Source organism: Mucilaginibacter sp., assembly GCF_041660805.1.
Taxonomy (GTDB): domain Bacteria; phylum Bacteroidota; class Bacteroidia; order Sphingobacteriales; family Sphingobacteriaceae; genus Mucilaginibacter.
In genome coordinates, this window is record NZ_JBAZVP010000005.1 from 47372 (window position 1) to 68272 (window position 20901).

At 40.6% G+C, this 20901-nt stretch carries 12 protein-coding genes; 5 read left to right on the forward strand and 7 right to left on the reverse strand.

From position 1 onward, the window contains the following. Positions 1-152: 152 nt before the first annotated feature. From WC743_RS09105 to WC743_RS09130, 6 genes are all read right to left on the reverse strand, one after another. Positions 153-1031, reverse strand: coding sequence for a diiron oxygenase (locus tag WC743_RS09105; protein ID WP_373011624.1), 879 nt, complete (start codon positions 1029-1031; stop codon positions 153-155). Positions 1032-1157: 126 nt separating this feature from the next. Further along, positions 1158-1961, reverse strand: coding sequence for a hypothetical protein (locus WC743_RS09110; protein WP_373011625.1), 804 nt, complete (start codon positions 1959-1961; stop codon positions 1158-1160). A gap of 123 nt (positions 1962-2084) precedes the next feature. Further along, positions 2085-2762 carry an outer membrane lipoprotein carrier protein LolA gene (locus WC743_RS09115; RefSeq protein ID WP_373011626.1) on the reverse strand — a complete coding sequence of 226 codons (678 nt, stop codon included), beginning with the start codon at positions 2760-2762 and terminating at the stop codon, positions 2085-2087. 78 nt (positions 2763-2840) lie between these two features. Beyond that, positions 2841-5414, reverse strand: a complete 2574-nt coding sequence (locus tag WC743_RS09120; protein ID WP_373011627.1) for a DNA translocase FtsK 4TM domain-containing protein — start codon at positions 5412-5414, stop codon at positions 2841-2843. 586 nt (positions 5415-6000) lie between these two features. Continuing rightward, entirely contained in the window at positions 6001-6186 is a 186-nt protein-coding gene (locus WC743_RS09125; protein WP_373011628.1) for a hypothetical protein, read from the reverse strand. 226 nt (positions 6187-6412) lie between these two features. Continuing rightward, positions 6413-7270 carry a YitT family protein gene (locus WC743_RS09130; protein WP_373011629.1) on the reverse strand — a complete coding sequence of 286 codons (858 nt, stop codon included), beginning with the start codon at positions 7268-7270 and terminating at the stop codon, positions 6413-6415. A gap of 156 nt (positions 7271-7426) precedes the next feature. Here WC743_RS09130 and WC743_RS09135 point away from each other — a divergent pair, with 156 nt between their 5' ends. After that, positions 7427-7588: a hypothetical protein gene (locus WC743_RS09135; protein ID WP_373011630.1), complete on the forward strand. Its 162-nt coding sequence runs from the start codon at positions 7427-7429 to the stop codon at positions 7586-7588. Positions 7589-8106: 518 nt separating this feature from the next. Here the strand turns inward: WC743_RS09135 and WC743_RS09140 are convergent. Further along, positions 8107-8868 carry an NUDIX domain-containing protein gene (locus WC743_RS09140; protein ID WP_373011631.1) on the reverse strand — a complete coding sequence of 254 codons (762 nt, stop codon included), beginning with the start codon at positions 8866-8868 and terminating at the stop codon, positions 8107-8109. A gap of 186 nt (positions 8869-9054) precedes the next feature. Here WC743_RS09140 and bglX point away from each other — a divergent pair, with 186 nt between their 5' ends. The 4 genes from bglX to WC743_RS09160 all read left to right on the forward strand — a co-directional run bounded on the left by bglX (position 9055) and on the right by WC743_RS09160 (position 20899). Then, on the forward strand, positions 9055-11364 hold the full coding sequence (gene bglX, locus WC743_RS09145) for a beta-glucosidase BglX (RefSeq protein WP_373011632.1): 2310 nt from the start codon (positions 9055-9057) through the stop codon (positions 11362-11364). An 829-nt stretch (positions 11365-12193) separates the two neighbouring features. Beyond that, complete coding sequence (locus WC743_RS09150; protein ID WP_373011633.1) at positions 12194-15397, forward strand: SusC/RagA family TonB-linked outer membrane protein; 3204 nt, start codon at positions 12194-12196, stop codon at positions 15395-15397. 26 nt (positions 15398-15423) lie between these two features. Beyond that, complete coding sequence (locus WC743_RS09155) at positions 15424-17241, forward strand: RagB/SusD family nutrient uptake outer membrane protein (protein WP_373011634.1); 1818 nt, start codon at positions 15424-15426, stop codon at positions 17239-17241. A gap of 85 nt (positions 17242-17326) precedes the next feature. Continuing rightward, complete coding sequence (locus WC743_RS09160) at positions 17327-20899, forward strand: VCBS repeat-containing protein (protein ID WP_373011635.1); 3573 nt, start codon at positions 17327-17329, stop codon at positions 20897-20899. Positions 20900-20901: the final 2 nt, after the last annotated feature.

Here is a 20901-nt window from a genome sequence, read left to right on the forward strand (position 1 = left end):
TCATTCCTCCCTGATTAATGTTGGCTACATTGCATGAGAGGTGCTGAAATAAATTCAGCATGACATTCTCATTCCTCCCTGATTAATGTTGGCTACATTGCATGAGAGGTGCTGAAATAAATTCAGCATGACATTCTAATTGTACAGACTTCTCACACCTTCGCTTTTAGCAGCAACCGCCATGCCCAGCGGGTGGCTGTATTGAAACCGCCCCAGCTATCAACAAATTCAATAATAAGGCCCAGGCAGTTTTGGGTGAATTTATCGCGGAAATTTTTGGCCGCGTCTTTATAAACAGCATCCGGGTTGGGTACGCCAATGCGTTCATAGATCTCTTTTCGTACGTACATGGTACGCACAAAGTAAATATTCATTAGTATTACAAAGCTGTAAAGGGTCTTTTTGATATAGCCGGCTTTAGCTGTATAACGTTCTAATAAGCCTTTAGTGAAATGGATATGCCTGCCCTCCTCAATGTTATGCAGCTCAAATACCTTTCTTAAAACATTATAAATTTCAGGTGCACGGCGACTGTAGTTACCATACATATCAGTTATCAGCTCAACAGAGAGGCTGCCCATAAACAGATAATCGGCAGGCAGATATTTGGTGCTCACGTGCCCGCTAAACCTGTGCATAGGCGTTTGTTTAAGCGGCTGGCCCTGCAGTAATGTTATAGTTTGCGCAAACATTTCCTGGTGGCGGTACTCTTCAATTATCTCCCTTATCAAAAAACGGTGTTCGGGGCTATCAGGCGGCAGCTCAAGGATAAACTTAGACATGAATACACAGAACATAGCTTCGCCCCAACCATAAGAATACAATACCTGTACAACCTCGTGGCGGCCTAAATCTGTTTTTTGTTGTTGTGTTAATGTATCATAAACAGGCAGGCCTTGTAAAGAAGTAAGAACTTCGGGCAGGTACAAGTCGTCAGCAGCGGGCATTTCATGCCAGGGCACATAAGTTTCGGGCATAAGAGGCCTTTCTTTACTTATCTTTATTAAGCGCTCAATCTCTTCCGCCTGCATAACATATTCACTGTGACATTGAACAACATATATTGTTGCAATTAAGTTTTAATAGTAACGTTGCATATTAGATTGAGGTTGCCTTGTGGCGTTCCCATCGGCAGTCAGAAGGGTTGATAATTGATTTTATTGTTCAGTTTCCAGCGTAAGTTCTTCATTTGTAGCCTGAATATTATTGTTAACTGATGTATACTTGCCACTTTTTAGTTTAATTAAAACAATGATTGCTCCTATTGGTACACCGAATATCCAAAAGGAATCAAGATAGTCTGAGATAGCAAAGCTGAATCCTAACATGATCTGAAAGTTCAGGTACTTAATAAAAAGACCTGTTACAGCATTGTAGCCAATTGCCGGTACATTTAAAAATACAATAAAAAGGTATTTTTGCCACTTGCGTCGCATATCACTTCGTTTAACTTGCACTAACATATAGATATTAAATATCGGGATGCAAATGGCAAGTAATCCAAATAACCAAAATGGCAACATGTTAGGGATATTCTCTTTTACATTTAATGTTTTAATGTCAAGTATCTTTCCGGATTTATCATCAAACAAAGCCTGGATAATTCCAAATTGCTTTTTATTAGAAAATTGTACATATACAAGTGTAGTATTAGGCGGAGTATTGTTTTCAGCAATCGTGGAATAATTTTTTTCGGATTTAATGAATGAATATTCAAGTTTATTGCCAAAGTTACGGATTACTATATCACTGAATTTAGCTAAAGTAGCTTTTACCGTATCTTGGTTAACATTGTTATCAATTTTTAATAGACTAATACATTTTGCGTAATTTTTTTCCACCAAACTGGTTGTAAATTCTTTTGTGATATCACCATATTTAAAACTATTAGTCAGAAGGTTACAGCTACTTAAAACAACTATTGCGATGAATGTGAAACTGATCAGTAAATATTTTTTCATTTATGCTAAGGATTGGTAAAGCCAATATAAGCAATTGCCATAAGCAACCACAATTAAGTAAAACAAAAAGGCGATAAGTTAAAACCCATCACCTCTCTATCGTCCTATAATTCCCTTTAATTTCTACCTCAGATCCACAACCTCAACACCCGGGTGTGATTTTTTATCGAAAGCGAATGTAGTTTCCGGGGCTTTAAAGTTGGGGGTAAATGTGCGTAGCGTATAATTTAGCCTGCCTCCGTTCTTGTCAAATATTTGGGCGCTGTACAGTTGGTTCTTCACCTTGTCAATCATCAGCCTCACTTTAAAAAAGCTTTTCTTACTATCTTCGGGGGTAAGGTCAACCACCTGGTAAACTTTGCCTGCAATTTTCTGCTGACCGGTATACAGATATTTGTATCCCTTTTCATACATGGTAAATATCTGCGCCGGATTAAAACCTTCGTCGCTGTTATCGGCATCGCTTAGCTGCACTTCGTTGGCGTCTTTTAAGAAGGTCCACTGGCTTTTACCATCGCTTATAATTTCTTGTGTAAGCGTTGGTTTTGCCTGGGCTGCAGCATATAAGGTCACTTTGTATTTGTTGGTTTTTGACCTGGCTATTAAAGTACCTGTTTGCTTTTCCTGTATGCCGGCCTGCTGGTTATCAATTGTTAAATTGAAATCGGTTTTTATGGCATCATAGCTACGGTATTGCTTGCTCAGCTTGTTTAATATAACCTTGGCATCGGCATCTTTTTGGGCAGAAGCACTTGTAATGGCTAACGCCGATGTTAGTATCAGTAAAAATAATTTCTTCATTTTGTTAGATGTTTTAAGTCCCAAAGCAATTAACTATTGCGGCTTGTAATAGTTTAGAGCAATTTTACTTAAATAAGTTTAATCGCGGGGTTTTTGAAGGCTTTCCAGATGGCGTTCCAGGCTGTATTCGTCGGGATAAAGCACGTCGCGGGCTTTGCTGCCTTCAAACGGGCCAACAATGCCAGCTGCTTCCAGCTGATCAATGATACGCCCTGCGCGGTTATAACCCAATTTCATTTTACGCTGAATGAGCGATGTTGAACCTTGCTGATGGAGCACAATTAAACGGGCTGCATCCTCAAACATCGGGTCGCGGTCATCCGGGTCAAACTCTTTGGCACTGCTGCCTGCTTCGCCTTCGCCTACATATTCCGGCAGGTACATGGCGGTAGGGTAGCCGCGCTGGTTACCAATAAAGTCTGATATTTTTTCAACCTCAGGCGTGTCTACAAACGCGCACTGCAGGCGTATCAGGTCGCTGCCTGTTGATAACAACATATCTCCGCGCCCGATCAACTGATCGGCACCGCCGGCATCCAATATGGTGCGCGAATCTATTTTAGACAGTACCCTAAAGGCAAGCCTTGCCGGGAAGTTGGCCTTAATAGTACCTGTAATAACGTTAACCGATGGCCTTTGCGTTGCTATAACCAAATGGATACCCACCGCACGTGCCAGCTGCGCTATACGGGCAATAGGCTGTTCCACCTCTTTACCTGCGGTCATCATTAAATCGGCAAACTCATCAATTACCAGTACAATAAATGGCAGGTAACGGTGCTTTTCGGGGTCGCTGATCTTGCGGCTTACATACTTCGCATTGTATTCCTTTAAGTTACGTACCTGCGCGTCTTTCAGCAAGTCATACCGCTGGTCCATCTCTATACAAAGCGAGTTAAGCGTGTTTACCACCTTCTTGGTGTCGGTGATAATAGCATCGGCCTCATCAGGTAGCTTGGCTAAAAAGTGCCTTTCTATTTTGCGGAAAAGCGTCAGCTCCACCTTTTTAGGATCCACCAAAACAAACTTCAGTTCTGACGGATGTTTTTTGTACAGTAAGGATACCAATATGGCGTTTATACCAACCGATTTACCCTGGCCTGTAGCACCTGCAACCAGTAAATGGGGCATTTTGGCCAGGTCGGCAATAAATACTTCGTTTGAGATGGTTTTACCTAAAGCAATAGGCAGGTCCATAGTATTGTTCTGGAATTTTTCGGTAGCCAGAACAGAACGCATTGATACCATTTCGGGGTGCTGGTTTGGTACCTCAATACCAATAGTTCCCTTGCCCGGCATAGGGGCAATGATACGGATACCCAAAGCCGCTAAACTCAAGGCAATATCATCCTCTAAATTCTTGATCTTGGAGATCCGTACACCCGGCGCCGGAATTATTTCATACAAGGTCACCGTTGGCCCAATGGTTGCCTTGATCTTGTCAATTTCTATATTGTAATGGTTTAGCGTTTCAACAATTTTGTTCTTGTTCGCTTCCAGCTCGGTGGAGTCTACCGATATTTTGTTTGAACCATGATTCTCTAACAAATCCAGCGTTGGGTATTTGTATGATGCCAGCTCCAGTTTGTGATCATAAGTGCCGAATTGCTCAACCAGGCTTTTGGCCTTTTCATCATCACTTTTCTCAATGTTCATGATCGGGTTTGGCCTGGTCACATCAATAGTTAGCGGGATCTCATTGTCTTCTTCGGGTTCGTTGCTAACATATGGATCTGGTGTTAAAACCAGGGGTTCATGAAACACCGGGTTTTGCACCATGGGTTGCTGTGTAAGCGGAGCAGGGTTAACCGTTTTTGGCTGGTTACCCTCTTTTATACGGTTGCCGTTTCTTGGCCATTCTACAGGTAATGAAGGCTCTTCCTCAACCAGTTCAACCGGCTCCGGCGATACACCTCCGTCTACATGCATTGGCTCAACTGAGCCGCCGTGTAGTTTAGGTAGTTTAAAATCTATATTATAAGCGATGATCAACACGGTTAAACCGGCGAAGATGAGGATGCCGCCGGTGCCTGGTTCGCCTACCTGGGCGCTCAATAACCGGTTACTCCAAAAGCCAAATTCGCCCTCTAAAAAGTGCGGATAATCTATAATGAATGCATGGAAAAAACCTATGGTTATTGATAAGAAAACCATAGAGAACAGGGTATAAGCCAGCATTTTGCTAACCGAAAAAAGCTTTATCTTGAACAGTAAACGGTAGCCTATAATAAAAAAGATAAACACAAACCCAAACGATGCTATGCCAAACCACTCAAATATAAACTGGTTAGAAAGCAGTGCCCCAAATTTGCCCAGCCAATTGTCAACCATGGGGTTATTTACCCCATTTTCCATTAATTCTTTGGTGGTTTTAAACAGGTTGCCCCAGCCCCCGTTAGCTTTAGATACATAGCTTTGATCTTGTTGCCAGGTGAACAGGTAGGAGGTAAAAGCGATAAGAAAAAATACCGAAAGCACCAGAAAGAACAGGCCAATGATCTTAATAGCACGGCCATCGCGAAGGTCAAATAATTGCAAACGCTCCCCCGGCTCTTTTACAGGCCGTTCCCTTTTAGGTTTAGCACCGGGCTCGCGCGGTTGGTTTTCTTCCTTAAAACTGTTTGATCTAAACTGGTTTCCTTTAATCGGCATCCTTAATATTGGCGTTTAATTGCAAATATAAAGTTATTAGATTAAACAGATATTTTTAATTTTTTGAAAGCTTAATTTAACTAAACCGATATCCTGAAAAACATAGGAGTAATATATTTTCGATATAGGGTACATCAGAGAGTTGTGACAGGTATAAATTCAATTGGGTGGGTAATTGACCTGCAGCCGATTCAGGTTTTTAATATGAAGACGGACGGATAATGATTGAATAGTTGCTACACTAACCAGTATTTAATGTAACCTTTAAAAATCATATCCGTATTAGTATTTAATAAGATTATTAACTGGTTAATATTGAATTAGTAATGAAATCCCGGTTTATAGCCGGGTTTTCTTTTATTTATAAAATCAACTAAATCTCTCTCATATAAGCCCCGGTTTAAACAACCGGGGTTTCTTTATTAAGTGAACCCGGCAGCTAAGGGGTTTTAACATTTTAAAACAAAAGCCCCGCACAATGAAGTGAAGAGCTATCAGAAATTATATTGTTTAATTAAAGACCAAAGCCATACGCTACACGTAAACCTAAAAGCCCATGATATAAAGTTGGGAAATTACCGGTTTGTTATTCAAATTGCAGTTCCCATTTATCCTCACCGGCATCTACTACGCGGAAAATGGTTTTTTGTACCGATGCGTCACTGTCAGATGATGCAATCGTGATGGTTTCATGATCGTGGTATTCATCCGTTTTTGGTACCATAATGGCTGTCATTGATGCCGGATCGCCTGAAATAGTTATTGTTTTCATCTTATTGTTATAGGTTTTAAGATGGTTTAACAAAGCAGGTATGAATTAGTTTCTATGTATTAGTAGGATGATGTCCTTTATTCGAGGGTCATGGTGAGCCTGTCGAACCATGTAGGGCAGGCCTTTCCGCACCCCCTTCGACAAGCTCAGGGTGACCCAGCTTTGTGTCATGAATGCTCTATCGTTATTCCTTTCCTGATTCCGGCTCTAATCTCTTGCTTCTTTACTAATGCTTTTTCCGTTTCAGTAAACCACCGGTGGTATCATCAACGCTTTGCTGTACAATAAATGCGGATGGATCTATCCGCAGTATTTCTTTTTTAATGAGTGGTACTTCCAGGCGGGTGGCTACGGTGAAAATAATTTCGCGCGGGGTGTTAATGTGCCCGTCTTTCCCATAACCGCTTTTGCCCTGGTATACGGTTACCCCGCGGCCAAGGCTTTGGGTAATGGCTAAACGTATGTCTTCGCCTTTGGCGGATATTACTGTAATGCCGGTATACTGCTCCAAACCATTAAGTATAAAATCAATCATTTTTGAAGCAGAGATATAGGTAAGGATGGAATACAGCCCCGATTCGACACCTAATATAAATACTGCCGCGGTAAAAATAACCACGTTCAATATCAGTATTACATCGCTTACGCGCACTACCTGCGTTTTCTTGCTTACCAGCAGGGCTGCAATTTCGGTGCCATCCAGCACGGCACCACCGCGTATGGCCATACCAATGCCTGCACCTATGAACAATCCGCCAAAAACGGCTGTCAACAATTTATCGGGCGTAACATCAGGGAATTTTACAAAGGCCAGGCAAAGTGATAGTCCGGCTATGGCTAATGTGCTTTTCAAAGCAAACACGCCACCCAACTTACGGTAGCCTAAAAACAAAAATGGAACGTTTATGATAAAGATAAGAACTGACAGGGGCAGCGAGGTAATATTAGCAAGCAATATGGATATACCGGTAACCCCACCATCAATAAAATGGCTGGGCAGCAGAAATCCCTTTAATCCCATGGCGGCAGAAAATATTCCTAAAATAATTAATGTAATATCAATAAAGTGGGATCTGAGTTTCATAGCACAATAAGTATGATGTGGGGTTAAGATAATAAAAATTAGGAAAAGCGAAGAACCCTCTTTAAAATCGGTAGTGTATCAGTTTAAAAAATAATTTTTTTTAACAGCAGGAATTAAAATTATACTTTTATGTCTAAAATTTAAACAAAAACAATAATGGAAAAGCTAAATAGAGAAGAACTGATTGAATTATCAGAAGAACTTAAGGAGAAGATCACTAACCGTACAGGTTTGACTCCCGAGGAACAGTGCAAAAAAGATCATGCCGGCAAGTGCGGAGTATGTGACAAGGATGGTTACTTTACCCCTTGTGCATAGCCATGAAGATAATAGCCATGTGCTGCCTGTTTTTGATAAGTCGACAGATCTACTTTTTGGCAATTCAGGGTAGTCATACCGGTATATATTATTTAATTTGCAATAATCTAAAGGACATTTCGCAATATCTGTGTATTTACATGTTTTTAGGGCAAGTAAATACAACCGATAGAAAAGCTGGTTATTTGATAAAATACTCAAAATTGTACTGCCTTAGCTTCTCTGTCTTAATGCTCTATCCGTTCCTGCCAAAAGAGTTGATGGATTTATATGTAACCCCTTTATTGCTGGGTTATAATATGTTTTGGCTGTTACTACTTTCGGGTTTATTATTATACGCATTTATACCTGATAGATACATTAAGAGGCCAAATGCTGGGTAGTGTATCAGTTTGAAAAATAAATTTGCGGCCAATTTAATGTCATTTTAAAAGTCTTCATAATTTTCTATACGCAAAATCTAAACCGTAATGAGCGGATTTTAAATGGTTTGCTTTTTAAAATAAGGGCAAAACAGATTACCAACCACTCTTTAATCCCTCTTTGAGCGCCGCCTGGTAGTTTTCCAGATCAAAGGAGTACAGGTAGGGGGCTTTGTGGGCGCCGCCTTTACGGGTTTGAGATAGCTTATTTAATATACCGAAGCCCAGCATACGGCGCTGAAAGTTTCGGCGGTCAAGCTTTTTATCAAGAATGGTCTCATAAAGCTTCTGCAGTTCGGGCATTGTAAATTGCCTGGGCATTAGGTTGTAACCTATTGGCTGGTAGTTTAACTGCAAGCGTAGGGTATCTAAGGCGGTCCGGAATATCAACTCATGATCTAACTGAAATTTAGGCAGTTCATTCAAATCGCGCCAGGTGCATATTTCAGAGAAAGCATCAGGCGTGGGGGTAACGTTAAAAAAATCTACCAGGGCGTAATATCCTATAGATATAAAACGGCGGCCAAAAAAATTATTTTCGGGCGGCAGCATATCCTTATACATCTCGTTATGGATCTTGGAACGGTCCGGGTCGCCAAAAACATGAAACTGCTTCAGGAAGATCTCATCAATGCCGGTACGCACTTTTAATATACGGTTAGCAGCGGTTTCAATAGGCTCTTGTTTCATAACAAAACCGCCGGGCAGGTACCAGGCATCTTCGTTGTTACTCTTGAGCATCAGCACTTTCATTTGCCCTTCATGAAAACCAAATACTACACAATCAATTGATATATGGTCAAGATATATTTTATTAGCCTCAACCCAAAAATCTTCCAGTTCCTGCTTAGTTAACATTTATGTTATTCTATAAAAATTACTTTGATTCTTTAAATTTAATATCTACAATTGTGTACCAATTACACCAAATAGTTTACATTGTTTTAATAATCAATTATAGTTAATAAGTTTAACATACTTTAACAATGGACAAATTAACCCCTGTTTTATAGTGTTCTGTCGTAATATAAATCATTTACCCCAATGAAAAACTTATTTACAAACAAACTTCTTTTTAAGATAAGCGCTGTTGCGCTGCTTACCATACCTGTTAAAAGTGCCATAGCGCAAAAGCAAGCTGTTGACACAAAAATGAACACATTTATCAGTACGCTGATGAAGAAGATGACCACAGATGAAAAAATTGGTCAGCTTAATCTGGTAACAGGGGGGATGGCTATTACCGGTTCAGTTACTAATAATGGTATTGATAATAATATAAAAAAGGGGAACATAGGGGGCATATTTGGTTTATATGGTACAGCCAATGTACGTAAAGCCCAGGACGAAGCTGTTAAAAACAGCCGCCTGCATATCCCTATGATATTTGGGTTGGATGTTATACATGGCCACCGTACTATATTTCCTATCCCGTTGGGCATGTCAACCACCTGGGACCTGGGTATAATTGAGCAGGCGGCGCATATTGCCGCTAAAGAAGCCACTGCCGAAGGGCTGAATTGGGTGTTTTCGCCAATGGTGGATATTGCCCGTGATGCACGCTGGGGCCGTATATCAGAGGGAAGCGGTGAAGACCCATGGTTAGGCGGTCAAATTGCCGGTGCTATGGTTAGGGGTTACCAGGGTACCAGCATGAAAAATGCTGATGCTGTGATGGCTTGTGTAAAACACTTCGCTTTATATGGAGCGGCCGAAGCCGGCAGGGAATATAATACTGTTGATATGAGCCGCTTAAGAATGTATCAGGATTACCTGCCACCCTATAAAGCAGCGCTTGATGCGGGTGCCGGAAGTTTCATGAGCTCTTTTAATGTGGTTGATAATGTACCGGCAACAGGTAACAAATGGTTACTTACCGATCTGTTACGCAAACAATGGGGTTTTAAAGGTTTTGTAGTATCAGACTATACTGCCGTAAACGAAATGACGGCCCATGGCATGGGCAACCTGCAAACGGTATCGGCCCTGGCATTAAAAGCCGGTTTGGATATGGATATGGTAGGAGAGGGTTTTTTATCGACGCTTAAAAAATCATTAAGTGAAAATAAAGTAACTATTGCTGATATTGACCTGGCTTGCCGCCGTGTGTTAGAGGCTAAATATAAATTGGGCTTGTTTGATAATCCTTACAAATCTATTGATGCAGAAAGAGAAAAGAAGGATGTTTTTAATGACGAGAACCGCAAGGCTGCACGTATTACTGCCGAACACTCATTTGTATTGCTTAAAAATGCCAACCAGATATTACCGCTAAAAAAATCAGGCGGAAGTATTGCTGTGATTGGCCCGCTGGCAGATAATAAGAGAGATATGCTTGGCACCTGGGTTATTGCCGGTGAGTGGGAAAAATCTGTAAGTGTTTTAGAAGGTGTAAAACGTGTGGTTGGCGATAAAGTAAATGTTAGTTATTCAAAAGGATCAAACATTACAGATGATACCACCTTTATGAGGCGCCTTAACTTTGGCCCCGGTATGGTTGGCCTTGATACGAGATCGCCTGCTGATATGATAGATGAGGCGGTTAAAAGTGCTGCCAAAGCCGATATTATAGTGGCAGTTGTTGGCGAATCGCAAAGTATGAGCGGCGAATCATCAAGCCGGTCAGATATCAGCATACCTGAAAGCCAAAGAAACCTTTTAAAGGCCTTGGCCAAAACAGGTAAGCCTATAGTTATCGTACTCTTTAACGGCCGGCCGCTTACCCTTAGCTGGGAAAATGAAAATGCAGCTGCTATATTAGACGTATGGGCGCCGGGTACAGAAGCAGGTAATGCCATAGCCGAAGTATTGTTTGGCAACTATAACCCTGCAGGTAAGTTAACCACAACCTTCCCGCGCAGCGTTGGGCAAATACCTATTTATTATAACCACTTAAATACAGGCCGCCCTTATACAGATGGCCCAACCAAGTTTAAATCAAACTACCTTGATATTTCAAATGATCCGTTATATCCGTTTGGATATGGTTTAAGCTACACTAAGTTTACCTACAGCGGTGTTAAGTTAAGTAAAACACAGCTTAAGGGTAACGAAACATTAACAGCTACAGTTACGGTAACCAATACCGGCCAGTATGCGGGCGAAGAAGTAGTACAGTTGTATATAAGCGACCCGGTAGCAAGTGTTAGCCGTGCTGTAAAGGAACTTAAAGGGTTTAAAAAGATTAATCTACAGGTAGGTGAGAAAAAAGATGTAACCTTTAGCGTAACCCCGCAGCAACTGAAATTTTACAACAGCCAGTTAAAATACGATTGGGAGCCCGGCGAATTTGTGATCCAGATAGGAACCAATTCTGCCGAAACAAAAACAGCCAAAGTGCAGTGGATGAGGTAGTAGGCAGGAGCCGGTATATACAGAATTTCTTTAAAATCTGTTTATACATAAATAATAGAAATATGCCGTAGCAATAAACTACGGCATATTTTTTTTATACAATATTTATATATAGTGCCTATAGCATAATAATTCAGCCAACTTTTTTTGTTGGGAAGGAATTAAATACGATATAATTACCGGTAACAATTTATTAACAAATAGTTAATAGCATACTTATTCGGTAAGGCCTTTATTTAGAAACTTTATGTAAATTTTTAAAAAGTTTTTGTGGCCGGACAAATCTTGAAGCTTTATTAAAATAAAAAATGGCTTTTTATTCCAAAAAGTGTTGTATAACAAGATTTTTACATTGCTAACTTTTTACTAAAGCAATCATTTTATTAATATTTATTTAATGGAATATTAATAAAATATAAAGTAGCGTGGTTTTTATATAAAATAATAAATAATTCATAATTCTATTATTTGCACTTGTGTAACCTATACACTCTATTTATATTAGATGCATTACCATTATAAACTTTTCTGTTGAAGGAAAAGCTAACAAAACTTAACGAACAAGCAATAGCAACGCCCCTACTAAAAATAGGCCCGTTGTCAAGGCAGCCTAAAATGAATTTTAAACAGGTAGTTGTCGGTGTATGATAAAACTTTTACATTTTTTTCTTTATAACAATTTTTCGTTCAAAGGGTGTCTCGCCCCTTTCTTTAAAGAAAATCTTTTAAGTTTTTCATTATCGCCTCTCCCGGTGCGTGTCAATTATTATATCCGGCATTGAAATCAAGATCTTAAATCAAATATATTAATCAACTAAATCTCAATCTCATGTTTAAAAGTTTACTCCTTAAAGGAAGAGCACTATGCCTGCTATTATGCTGCATGGTGTCTTCATTGGTAGTTACAGCTCAAACAAAGCACACAGGCCGTGTTACTGGCAGCGACGACAAGTTGCCGGTAGTTGGCGCCACAGTGCGTGTTAAGGGTACTACTATCGGTACACAAACAGACGTTAACGGACAATTCAGCCTGAATGTTAGTCCGGGTAACGTATTGGTGTTCTCATATCTGGGATACATCACACAAGAAGTTACGGTTGGCGCAAGTGACAACATCCCGGTTGTTTTGCAAGCAGGTAACAACACACTGAACGAAGTAGTTGTAACGGGTTACACATCGCAACGGAAAAAGGACATCTCTGGTTCGGTATCGACAGTGAATGTTTCTGAAGCAATTAAAATCCCTACAAGTAATGCTGAGCAATTCCTGCAAGGCCAGGCCTCGGGTGTTACTGCTATCACACAAGGTGCCCCGGGTGCAGGTGCACAAATCCAGATCCGTGGTATCTCTAACTTTGGTAATTCATCTCCGTTAATAGTTATTGACGGTGTACAAGGCGGTAACTTAGGTAACTTAAACCCAAATGACATCGAATCTATTACTGTATTGAAAGATGCCGGTGCAACAGCAATTTATGGTGTTGCGGGTGGTAATGGTGTTGTTTTGGTTACAACCAAAAAAGGCAAGCAAGGTAAATCTGTATTTACTTATGATGCTTATTATGGCACAACCCGCCCTGTTGGTGGTAACCCATTTAATGTTTTAAATGCTAAAGATTATTTAACACTTGTTAAACAGGTAGATCCGGCCAACGGTTTATTTTTACCAGGCGGCGGTTTAGCTGATTATGGTGTACAGGGCAGCTTTAACGGTACTAACGTAAAAGGCCAGTTTGCAGCCGGTGCTCCGGAAGTAGACGCATCTCGTTACAAACTTGATGATAATAACCCTGCTAATGATTATCTGATACAGAAGTATGATAACAATATTGGTACCGATTGGTTCCATGCTGTATTTAAACCTGCTTCTACACAATCTCACACAATCTCAGCCAGTGGTGCTAACGACAAAAACTCTTACTATTTTTCTGCAGGTTATATCGATCAAAAAGGTACTTTGATCAATACTTACTTTAAAAGAGCACAAACACGTATTAACACAACCTTTAATATTAAAGATCACTTCCGTGTTGGTGAAAATGCAACCATATTCTATACGTTATCTCCAAATGGCCAGGGTAACTTGCCAAGTGGTAACCAGAGTGAAGGTAACGCAATATCTATGATATACCGTATTGAGCCACAGATACCTATATATGATATTGCAGGTAATTATGGTGGTACTTATGCTGGTCCAACCCAGTTAGGTAACGCTACCAACCCTTTTGCTATAATGCAAAGACAAGCAAACAACCAAAACAAATACTGGAATATTGAAGGTACCGTATTTGCTGAGGCTGATTTCTTAACTCACTTTACAGTTCGTACTGCATTTAGCGGTGTTGTTAAAAACTTTTACAACACAGCTATTGGCTACAGGCCTTATGATAGTGGTGAAGGCCATGGTGGTAACAACTCATTCAATGAGTTTTCACAATACGAAAACTATTACAACTGGACTAACACTGTTAACTACACCCAAGTTTTTGGAAAACACAACGTTAAATTCCTGGCCGGTTATGAGCAAAAACAATACTCTGGCCGTAACTTAGGTTCAACAGTAAATAACTTACCATCATTAGATCCTGCTTTCGTAACAATTTCTAACGGTACTGCACTTACCGCACCTTTTAGCACCAACTTCCAGCCAACTGCTACTCAATCATTATTTGGCCGTTTAGATTATATCTACAACGATAGATACATCTTAGGTGCTACTATCCGTCGTGATGCTTCATCTGTATTTTCGCCAAACCAAAGAGTTGGTTACTTCCCATCAGTATCATTAGCATGGCGTATATCTCAGGAAAGCTTCATGAAAGGTGTTACCTGGATAAATGATCTTAAACTACGTGGTAGCTACGGTACATCTGGTTTCCAGGCTAACGTACCGGGTGCAAATGCAGCTACCTTATTTGGTTTAGATAAAGGATCATCATTCTATGCTATAGATGGTTCTATCAACAGCATCCAACAAGGTTACTTTAACAGAACTATAGGTAATGCTGCTACCACATGGGAAACAGATAAAATCTTAAACTTTGGTTTTGATGTTAGCTTGTTTAACAAGTTAGATGTAACTGCTGAGTACTATATCAAAAAATCATCAGACTTATTATTCAACCCGGCTTTACCTGCAACAACTGGTGGCGCTTCACAGCCATTTGTTAACTTAGGTGAAGTTGAAAATAAGGGTGTTGACGTATCGGTTAACTACCGCGATAAAATTGGCAGCGACTTAGGCTTCAATGTTGGTATTAACTTCACTTCATTTAAAAACAACATCAATTCAGCACCATATAGCTTTACACAAGTTGGCAGCCGTATTGGTGATATCGTAAGACAAACAGTTGGCCATCCAATTGGTTCATTCTACGGTTATGATGTTATAGGTTACTTTGCATCTGCAGCAGATGTTACTGCTTCACCTACCCAGGCTGATGCTGCTCCGGGCCGTTTCAAATATAGAGACGTTAATAGCGATGGTAAAATTACCGATGCTGACCGTACCTACTTTGGTAAAGGTAGCCCTGATTTTACCTATGGTTTAAACTTGGGCCTTAATTACAAAGGTTTTGACTTTAGCGCTGTATTCTATGGCTCACAAGGTAACGACAACTTTAACTACATTAAATACTGGACCAACTTCTACAGTTCATTAACAGGTAATAAAGGTAACGACCTGTTATTTAACTCATGGTCTCCTACAAACTTAAACCCTAAAGCGCCAATTGCCGAAGCTGCAAGTACATTCAGTTCTGCAGGTGTTGTTAACTCTTATTATCTGGAGAATGGTTCATTCCTTAAAATGCGTGTAGCACAATTGGGCTATACATTTGGTAATGGATTAAAGAAAATAGGTGTTGATAAATTAAACGTTTACATACAGGGTACCAACCTATTCACAATTACTAAGTACACAGGTATAGATCCTGAATTACAGTCAGTTGCTGGTAACAGCCCTGGTGTTGATTTTGGTAACTACCCTAACAATGAGCGTAAATTTATATTAGGCGCTCGTTTAACATTTTAATTACGGAATAAGTAAAAAAATATAAGATGAAAAAATTAAATTATAAATTAATCATTGTAGGCTCCGTAGCTACGCTTGCATTCTCAATGTCTTGCAAGAAGTTTCTGGATAAAACGCCTACCGGATCATTAAATACAGTGGTTTTAGCGAACAAAGCCGGTGTTGATGGTTTATTAATTGGTGCTTATGCATTAGTTGATGGTGTATATAATGGCCAATTGGGAGATCCATGGCGTACGGGTACTGATAACTGGATATATGGTAGTGTTGCTGCTGATGATGCCCACAAAGGTTCAACCCCGGGTGATCAGCCATCTGCTGCTGATATTGAGGCAAGAACAATGGGCGCGGTAAATGATTATCTTGACCCAAAATGGAGAATGAATTTTGCAGGCGTACAACGTGCAAATGATGTTATTCGTGAAATACCTATGGTAAAAGATGGTTCATTAACTGCCGATAACATTGCACAGGCAACTGCCGAAGCACGCTTTTTACGTGGTTTCTACCACTTTGAGTTAGCTAAGTTATGGAGAAATGTACCTTACGCTGATGAAACAGTTACCTATGATGCAGGTAACTATACTATTGGTAACCCAACCCCAATATGGGACAAAATTATAGCAGACTTTGCAGCAGCAGCAGCAGTATTGCCTGCTACCCAGCCACAGGTTGGCCGTGCAAATAAATGGGCTGCTAAAGCTTTCCAGGCTAAAGCGTTAATGTATGATCATAAGTATACCGAAGCCTTAGCTATATTTAAAGACCTTATTGCTAATGGTGTCACCGCTGGTGGGGCTAAGTATGCGTTAGGTAAATTCTCAAATAACTTTAATCCGTCAACTAAAAACGGCCCTGAGGGTGTGTTTGTAGTACAAACATCTGTAAAAGACGGTGCTAACGGTTTAAATGGTAATGCTGGTAGTACACTTAACTTCGGCGCTGGTGGCCCTGCTACCTGTTGCGGTTTCTTTCAGCCATCGTTCAGTTTAGCAAATGCTTACAAAACTGACGCGGTTACCGGTTTACCTTTGCTTGATACTTACAACAACTCTGATATTAAGAATGATCAGGGTGTTAGCGAGGCATCACCTTTTACGCCAACAACTGAAACCTTAGATTCACGTTTGGACTGGACAGTTGGCCGTAGGGGCATCCCTTTTCTTGACTGGGGTTTACACCCGGGTAAAGCATGGGCACGTGACCAGGATGACGGCGGCCCTTATACTGCTATGAAGAACATTTACTACCAGGCAGCACAAGCTACAACCTCAGATACTTACGGTGGTTGGGCAGCTAACCAGTCAACAGCTAACAGCTACAACGCTATTCGTTATGCCGATATCATTTTATGGGCGGCTGAGTGCGAAATAGAAGTGGGATCATTGGAAAATGCACGTATCTACGTTAACCAGATCCGTACGCGTGCTGCTGATGCAACCGGTTGGGTACATACTTATATTGATGCTACAAAACCTACAGGCGGTTATACCAGCACACCTGCTGCTAACTACAAAGTTGGTTTGTATCCAGTAACTTCATTTACCGATAAAGCTGCTGCACGTAAAATTGTTCAGTTTGAGCGCAGGCTTGAGTTCGGTATGGAAGGTCACCGTTTCTTTGATTTACAACGTTGGGATGGCATCACTGGCGGCCCTATGGGCGCAGGTTTCATGGGTACACAAATCAATGCTTATTTAGCACATGAGAATGCTGTACCAAACTTCCCTATCTTGTTATTAAAACAGGCTAAATTTACCGTTGGAAAGAACGAATTATATCCTATACCGCAAGCGCAGATAGATATAACAGCAGGTAATATCAAACAAAACCCTGGTTATTAATAACTGGTAAAATTCCATAAAAAAAGAGGGGGAGATTTTAATCTTCCCCTCTTTTTTATTATATATTTGTTTCAGACCTATTGTAATGAGAGCTTTAAAACACCCCTTATTAATCGCTATCGCGGTATTTACTTTTTCGTGTAAAAAAGCAACCCTTTTTGAAAAGGTTTCTTCGTCGCACTCTAATATTCATTTTAATAATGAGATAGTTGAGAATGATTCTATCAACCCGCTTGATATGCTTAACATATACAATGGCGGCGGGGTAGGTGTGGGCGATTTTAATAATGATGGCCTGCAGGATATTTACTTTATTGGTAACGCCGTATCAAACCGTTTATACATCAATAAAGGCGATATGAAGTTTGATGATGTTACCGATAAGGCCGGGGTAGCCGGTAAAGGTGGCTGGGGCAGGGGGGTAGCCGTTTTTGATATTAATAACGACGGGTTAAAGGATATATACATATGTAATACCCTTTTAAACAGCCCTGTTAAGCGCATGAACCTGCTATACATTAATCAGGGGCCCGATAAGGATGGCGTTCCGCGTTTTAAAGAAGCCGCAAAAGAATATGGGTTAGATATCAATATCCACTCCACCATGGCATCATTTTTTGATTATGATAATGATGGTGACCTGGATATGTACCTTACAGTTAATGAGGCCCAATCAACCGATAATACAAGCTCTTTCAGGCCTATACTTAAAGATGGGTCAGGTAAAAGTACAGGCAGGCTTTACCGGAATGATTATAACCCGGCATTAAAGCATGGCGTTTATACAAATGTATCTAAAGAAGCGGGCATCCTTATTGAGGGTTATGGCCACGCCGCAAGTATTGTTGATATGAACCGCGATGGCTGGAAAGACATTTACGTAACCAACGATTTTTTGCCAAGCAATATTTTATACATCAACAACCACGATGGTACTTTTACCGATCGTACAAAGGAATATTTTAAGCATACCGCCACAAGTGCAATGGGCCAGGATATTCAGGACATTAATAATGATGGCCTTGCTGATGTTTTTGAACTGGATATGGATCCGGAGGATAACTACCGTAAAAAGATGTTTATGCCCGGTACATCATACCAGTTATATCAAAATTTCGACCAATACGACTATCAATATCAATATAACCATAATACATTACAGCTTAACCAGGGGCCGCGTTTAGGCCAGAATGATTCTATAGGTGCGCCAATATTTAGCGAAATTGCTTTTTTGAGCGGTGTGGCACAAACCGACTGGAGCTGGGGCCCAATGATAACCGATTTTGATAATGACGGTTTCAGGGATATTGTAGTAACAAACGGCTATCCGCGTGATGTTACCGACCACGATTTTATAATTTTCAGGAATGAATCATACGCAGTAGCAACCAAGAAACAGATATTGGATCAGATCCCTATTGTGAAGATCCCTAACTATGCGTTCCGGAATAGTGGTACATTACAGTTTGAAGACGTATCTAAAAGCTGGGGCTTAGATATCCCTTCGTTCTCAAATGGTGCGGCCTATGCCGATCTGGATAATGATGGTGCAATGGATATGATCATTAACAATATTGATGATGAGGCCTCTATCTACCGCAATACTTTAAGAGAAAAGGATAAAAACAATAACCATTATCTGCATATCCAGTTCAAAGGATCGGCCCAAAACAGGGATGGTATAGGTGCCTGGGCCGATATTTATTATGACCATGGCAAACACCAGGTGTACGAAAATACACCGTTTAGGGGGTACTTGTCAACCATACAAAACATCGCGAATTTTGGTTTGGGTAAGGTTGATAAATTAGATTCGGTGGTTATTAAATGGCAAAACGGAAAGCAGCAAACCCTCCAGAACGTTAAAGCCGACCAGACGCTTAAAGTGGATATAGCCAATGCGAACAGCACTTACAGCTTTGACGGGCCAAAAATAAATACACAATCATTATTTACCGAGGTTACCAAAGCTGTAGGCATCAACTACATTCACAAATCAGATGATTTTGTTGATTTCAACGTCCAGAAGCTTATTCCGCATAAATTATCAGAATACTCACCCGCGGTTGCCGTAGGCGATGTTGATGGCAATGGCTTTGATGATATGGTTGTTGGCGGTACATCAAAGTATCCGGCGCAATTATTTTTACAGCAGGCAACCGGCAAGTTCACACAGCGGGACATGGTGGCATCTGCAACAACCCCTGACAAGTTTAAAGATGAAGGCCTGTTACTATTTGATGCTGATGGCGATGGTGATCTTGACCTATACGCTGCAAGCGGCGGTTATGAACAGGAACCCAGCTCAAAATCATACCAGGACAGGGTTTATATGAATGATGGTAAAGGCAACTTTACCTTACAGCCTGATGCTTTGCCGGCCAACTTTACCAGTAAGCTATGCGTTAAAGCGGTTGATTATAACAAAGATGGTTCACTTGATCTGTTCGTATCCGGCAGGGTAGAGCCCTGGAATTATCCTAAACCGGTATCAAGTTTTATTTTACGTAACGATAGCAAGAGCGGTCATATCAAATTTACTGATGTTACCCCAACCGTAGCAAAAGGGCTTACCAATATTGGTTTGGTGTGCGATGCCGCTTTTACAGATTACGATAACGATGGCTGGCCAGATCTGGTAATAACCGGCGAGTGGATGCCTGTTACTTTCTTAAAGAATGATCATGGCACATTTAAAAATGTTACTGCTACTACCGGTATTGCCGGCCAGTTAGGCTGGTGGAATACTATTACAGGTGCCGATTTTGACCGTGATGGTGATATTGATTACATAGTTGGTAATACGGGTTTAAACACCTTCTATAAAGCTACAGAGCAATATCCTATGTACATTACCGCTAAAGATTTTGACAATAATAATAGCTATGATGCATTCCCATCGGTGTTTTTGAAAGATCAAAAAGGGGTGATGCAGGAGTTTCCGGCGCATACGCGTGATGATATTGTTAAACAGGTAATTAGCATGCGTGTAAAGTATCAAAACTATAAATCATATGCTTTAGCAACCATGGATAGTGTACTTACGCCAGAAATGCGCAAGGGCGCTTTAAGGTTAAAGGCAAATACGCTTCTATCTTGCTACCTGCGTAATGATGGTAACGGTAAATTCACAACGATACCGCTGCCCGAACAGGCCCAGATATCGCAATTAGCCGGAATGGTGGTAGATGATTTTGATGGCGATGGCAACCTTGATGTAGCGCTAAGCGGTAATGATTATGGTACGGAAGTAAGCACAGGCAGGTACGATGCCTTTAACGGCTTAATGCTAAAAGGCGATGGTAAGGGTAACTTTAAACCGTTAAGCATACAGCAAAGCGGGCTTTATATTCCCGGCAATGGTAAGGCGCTGGTTAAGCTGCGGGGTGCTAAAGGCCAGTATATGTTGGCTGCCACCCAATATAAAGACGCCATAAAGTTATTTGAATTAAAAAAACCTGTCCACACTGTTAAACTGCAGCCATTGGATATGTTTGCCTCTATAAAATATAAGAATGGTAAAACAGCCAGGCAGGAGTTTTATAATGGCGGATCTTTCTTGTCGCAATCGGCCAGGTTCTTTAACATCGATCCAACAATGGCATCAGTAACCGTTACTGATAATTACGGTCATACAAGGAGTGTACCTTTAAATTGATA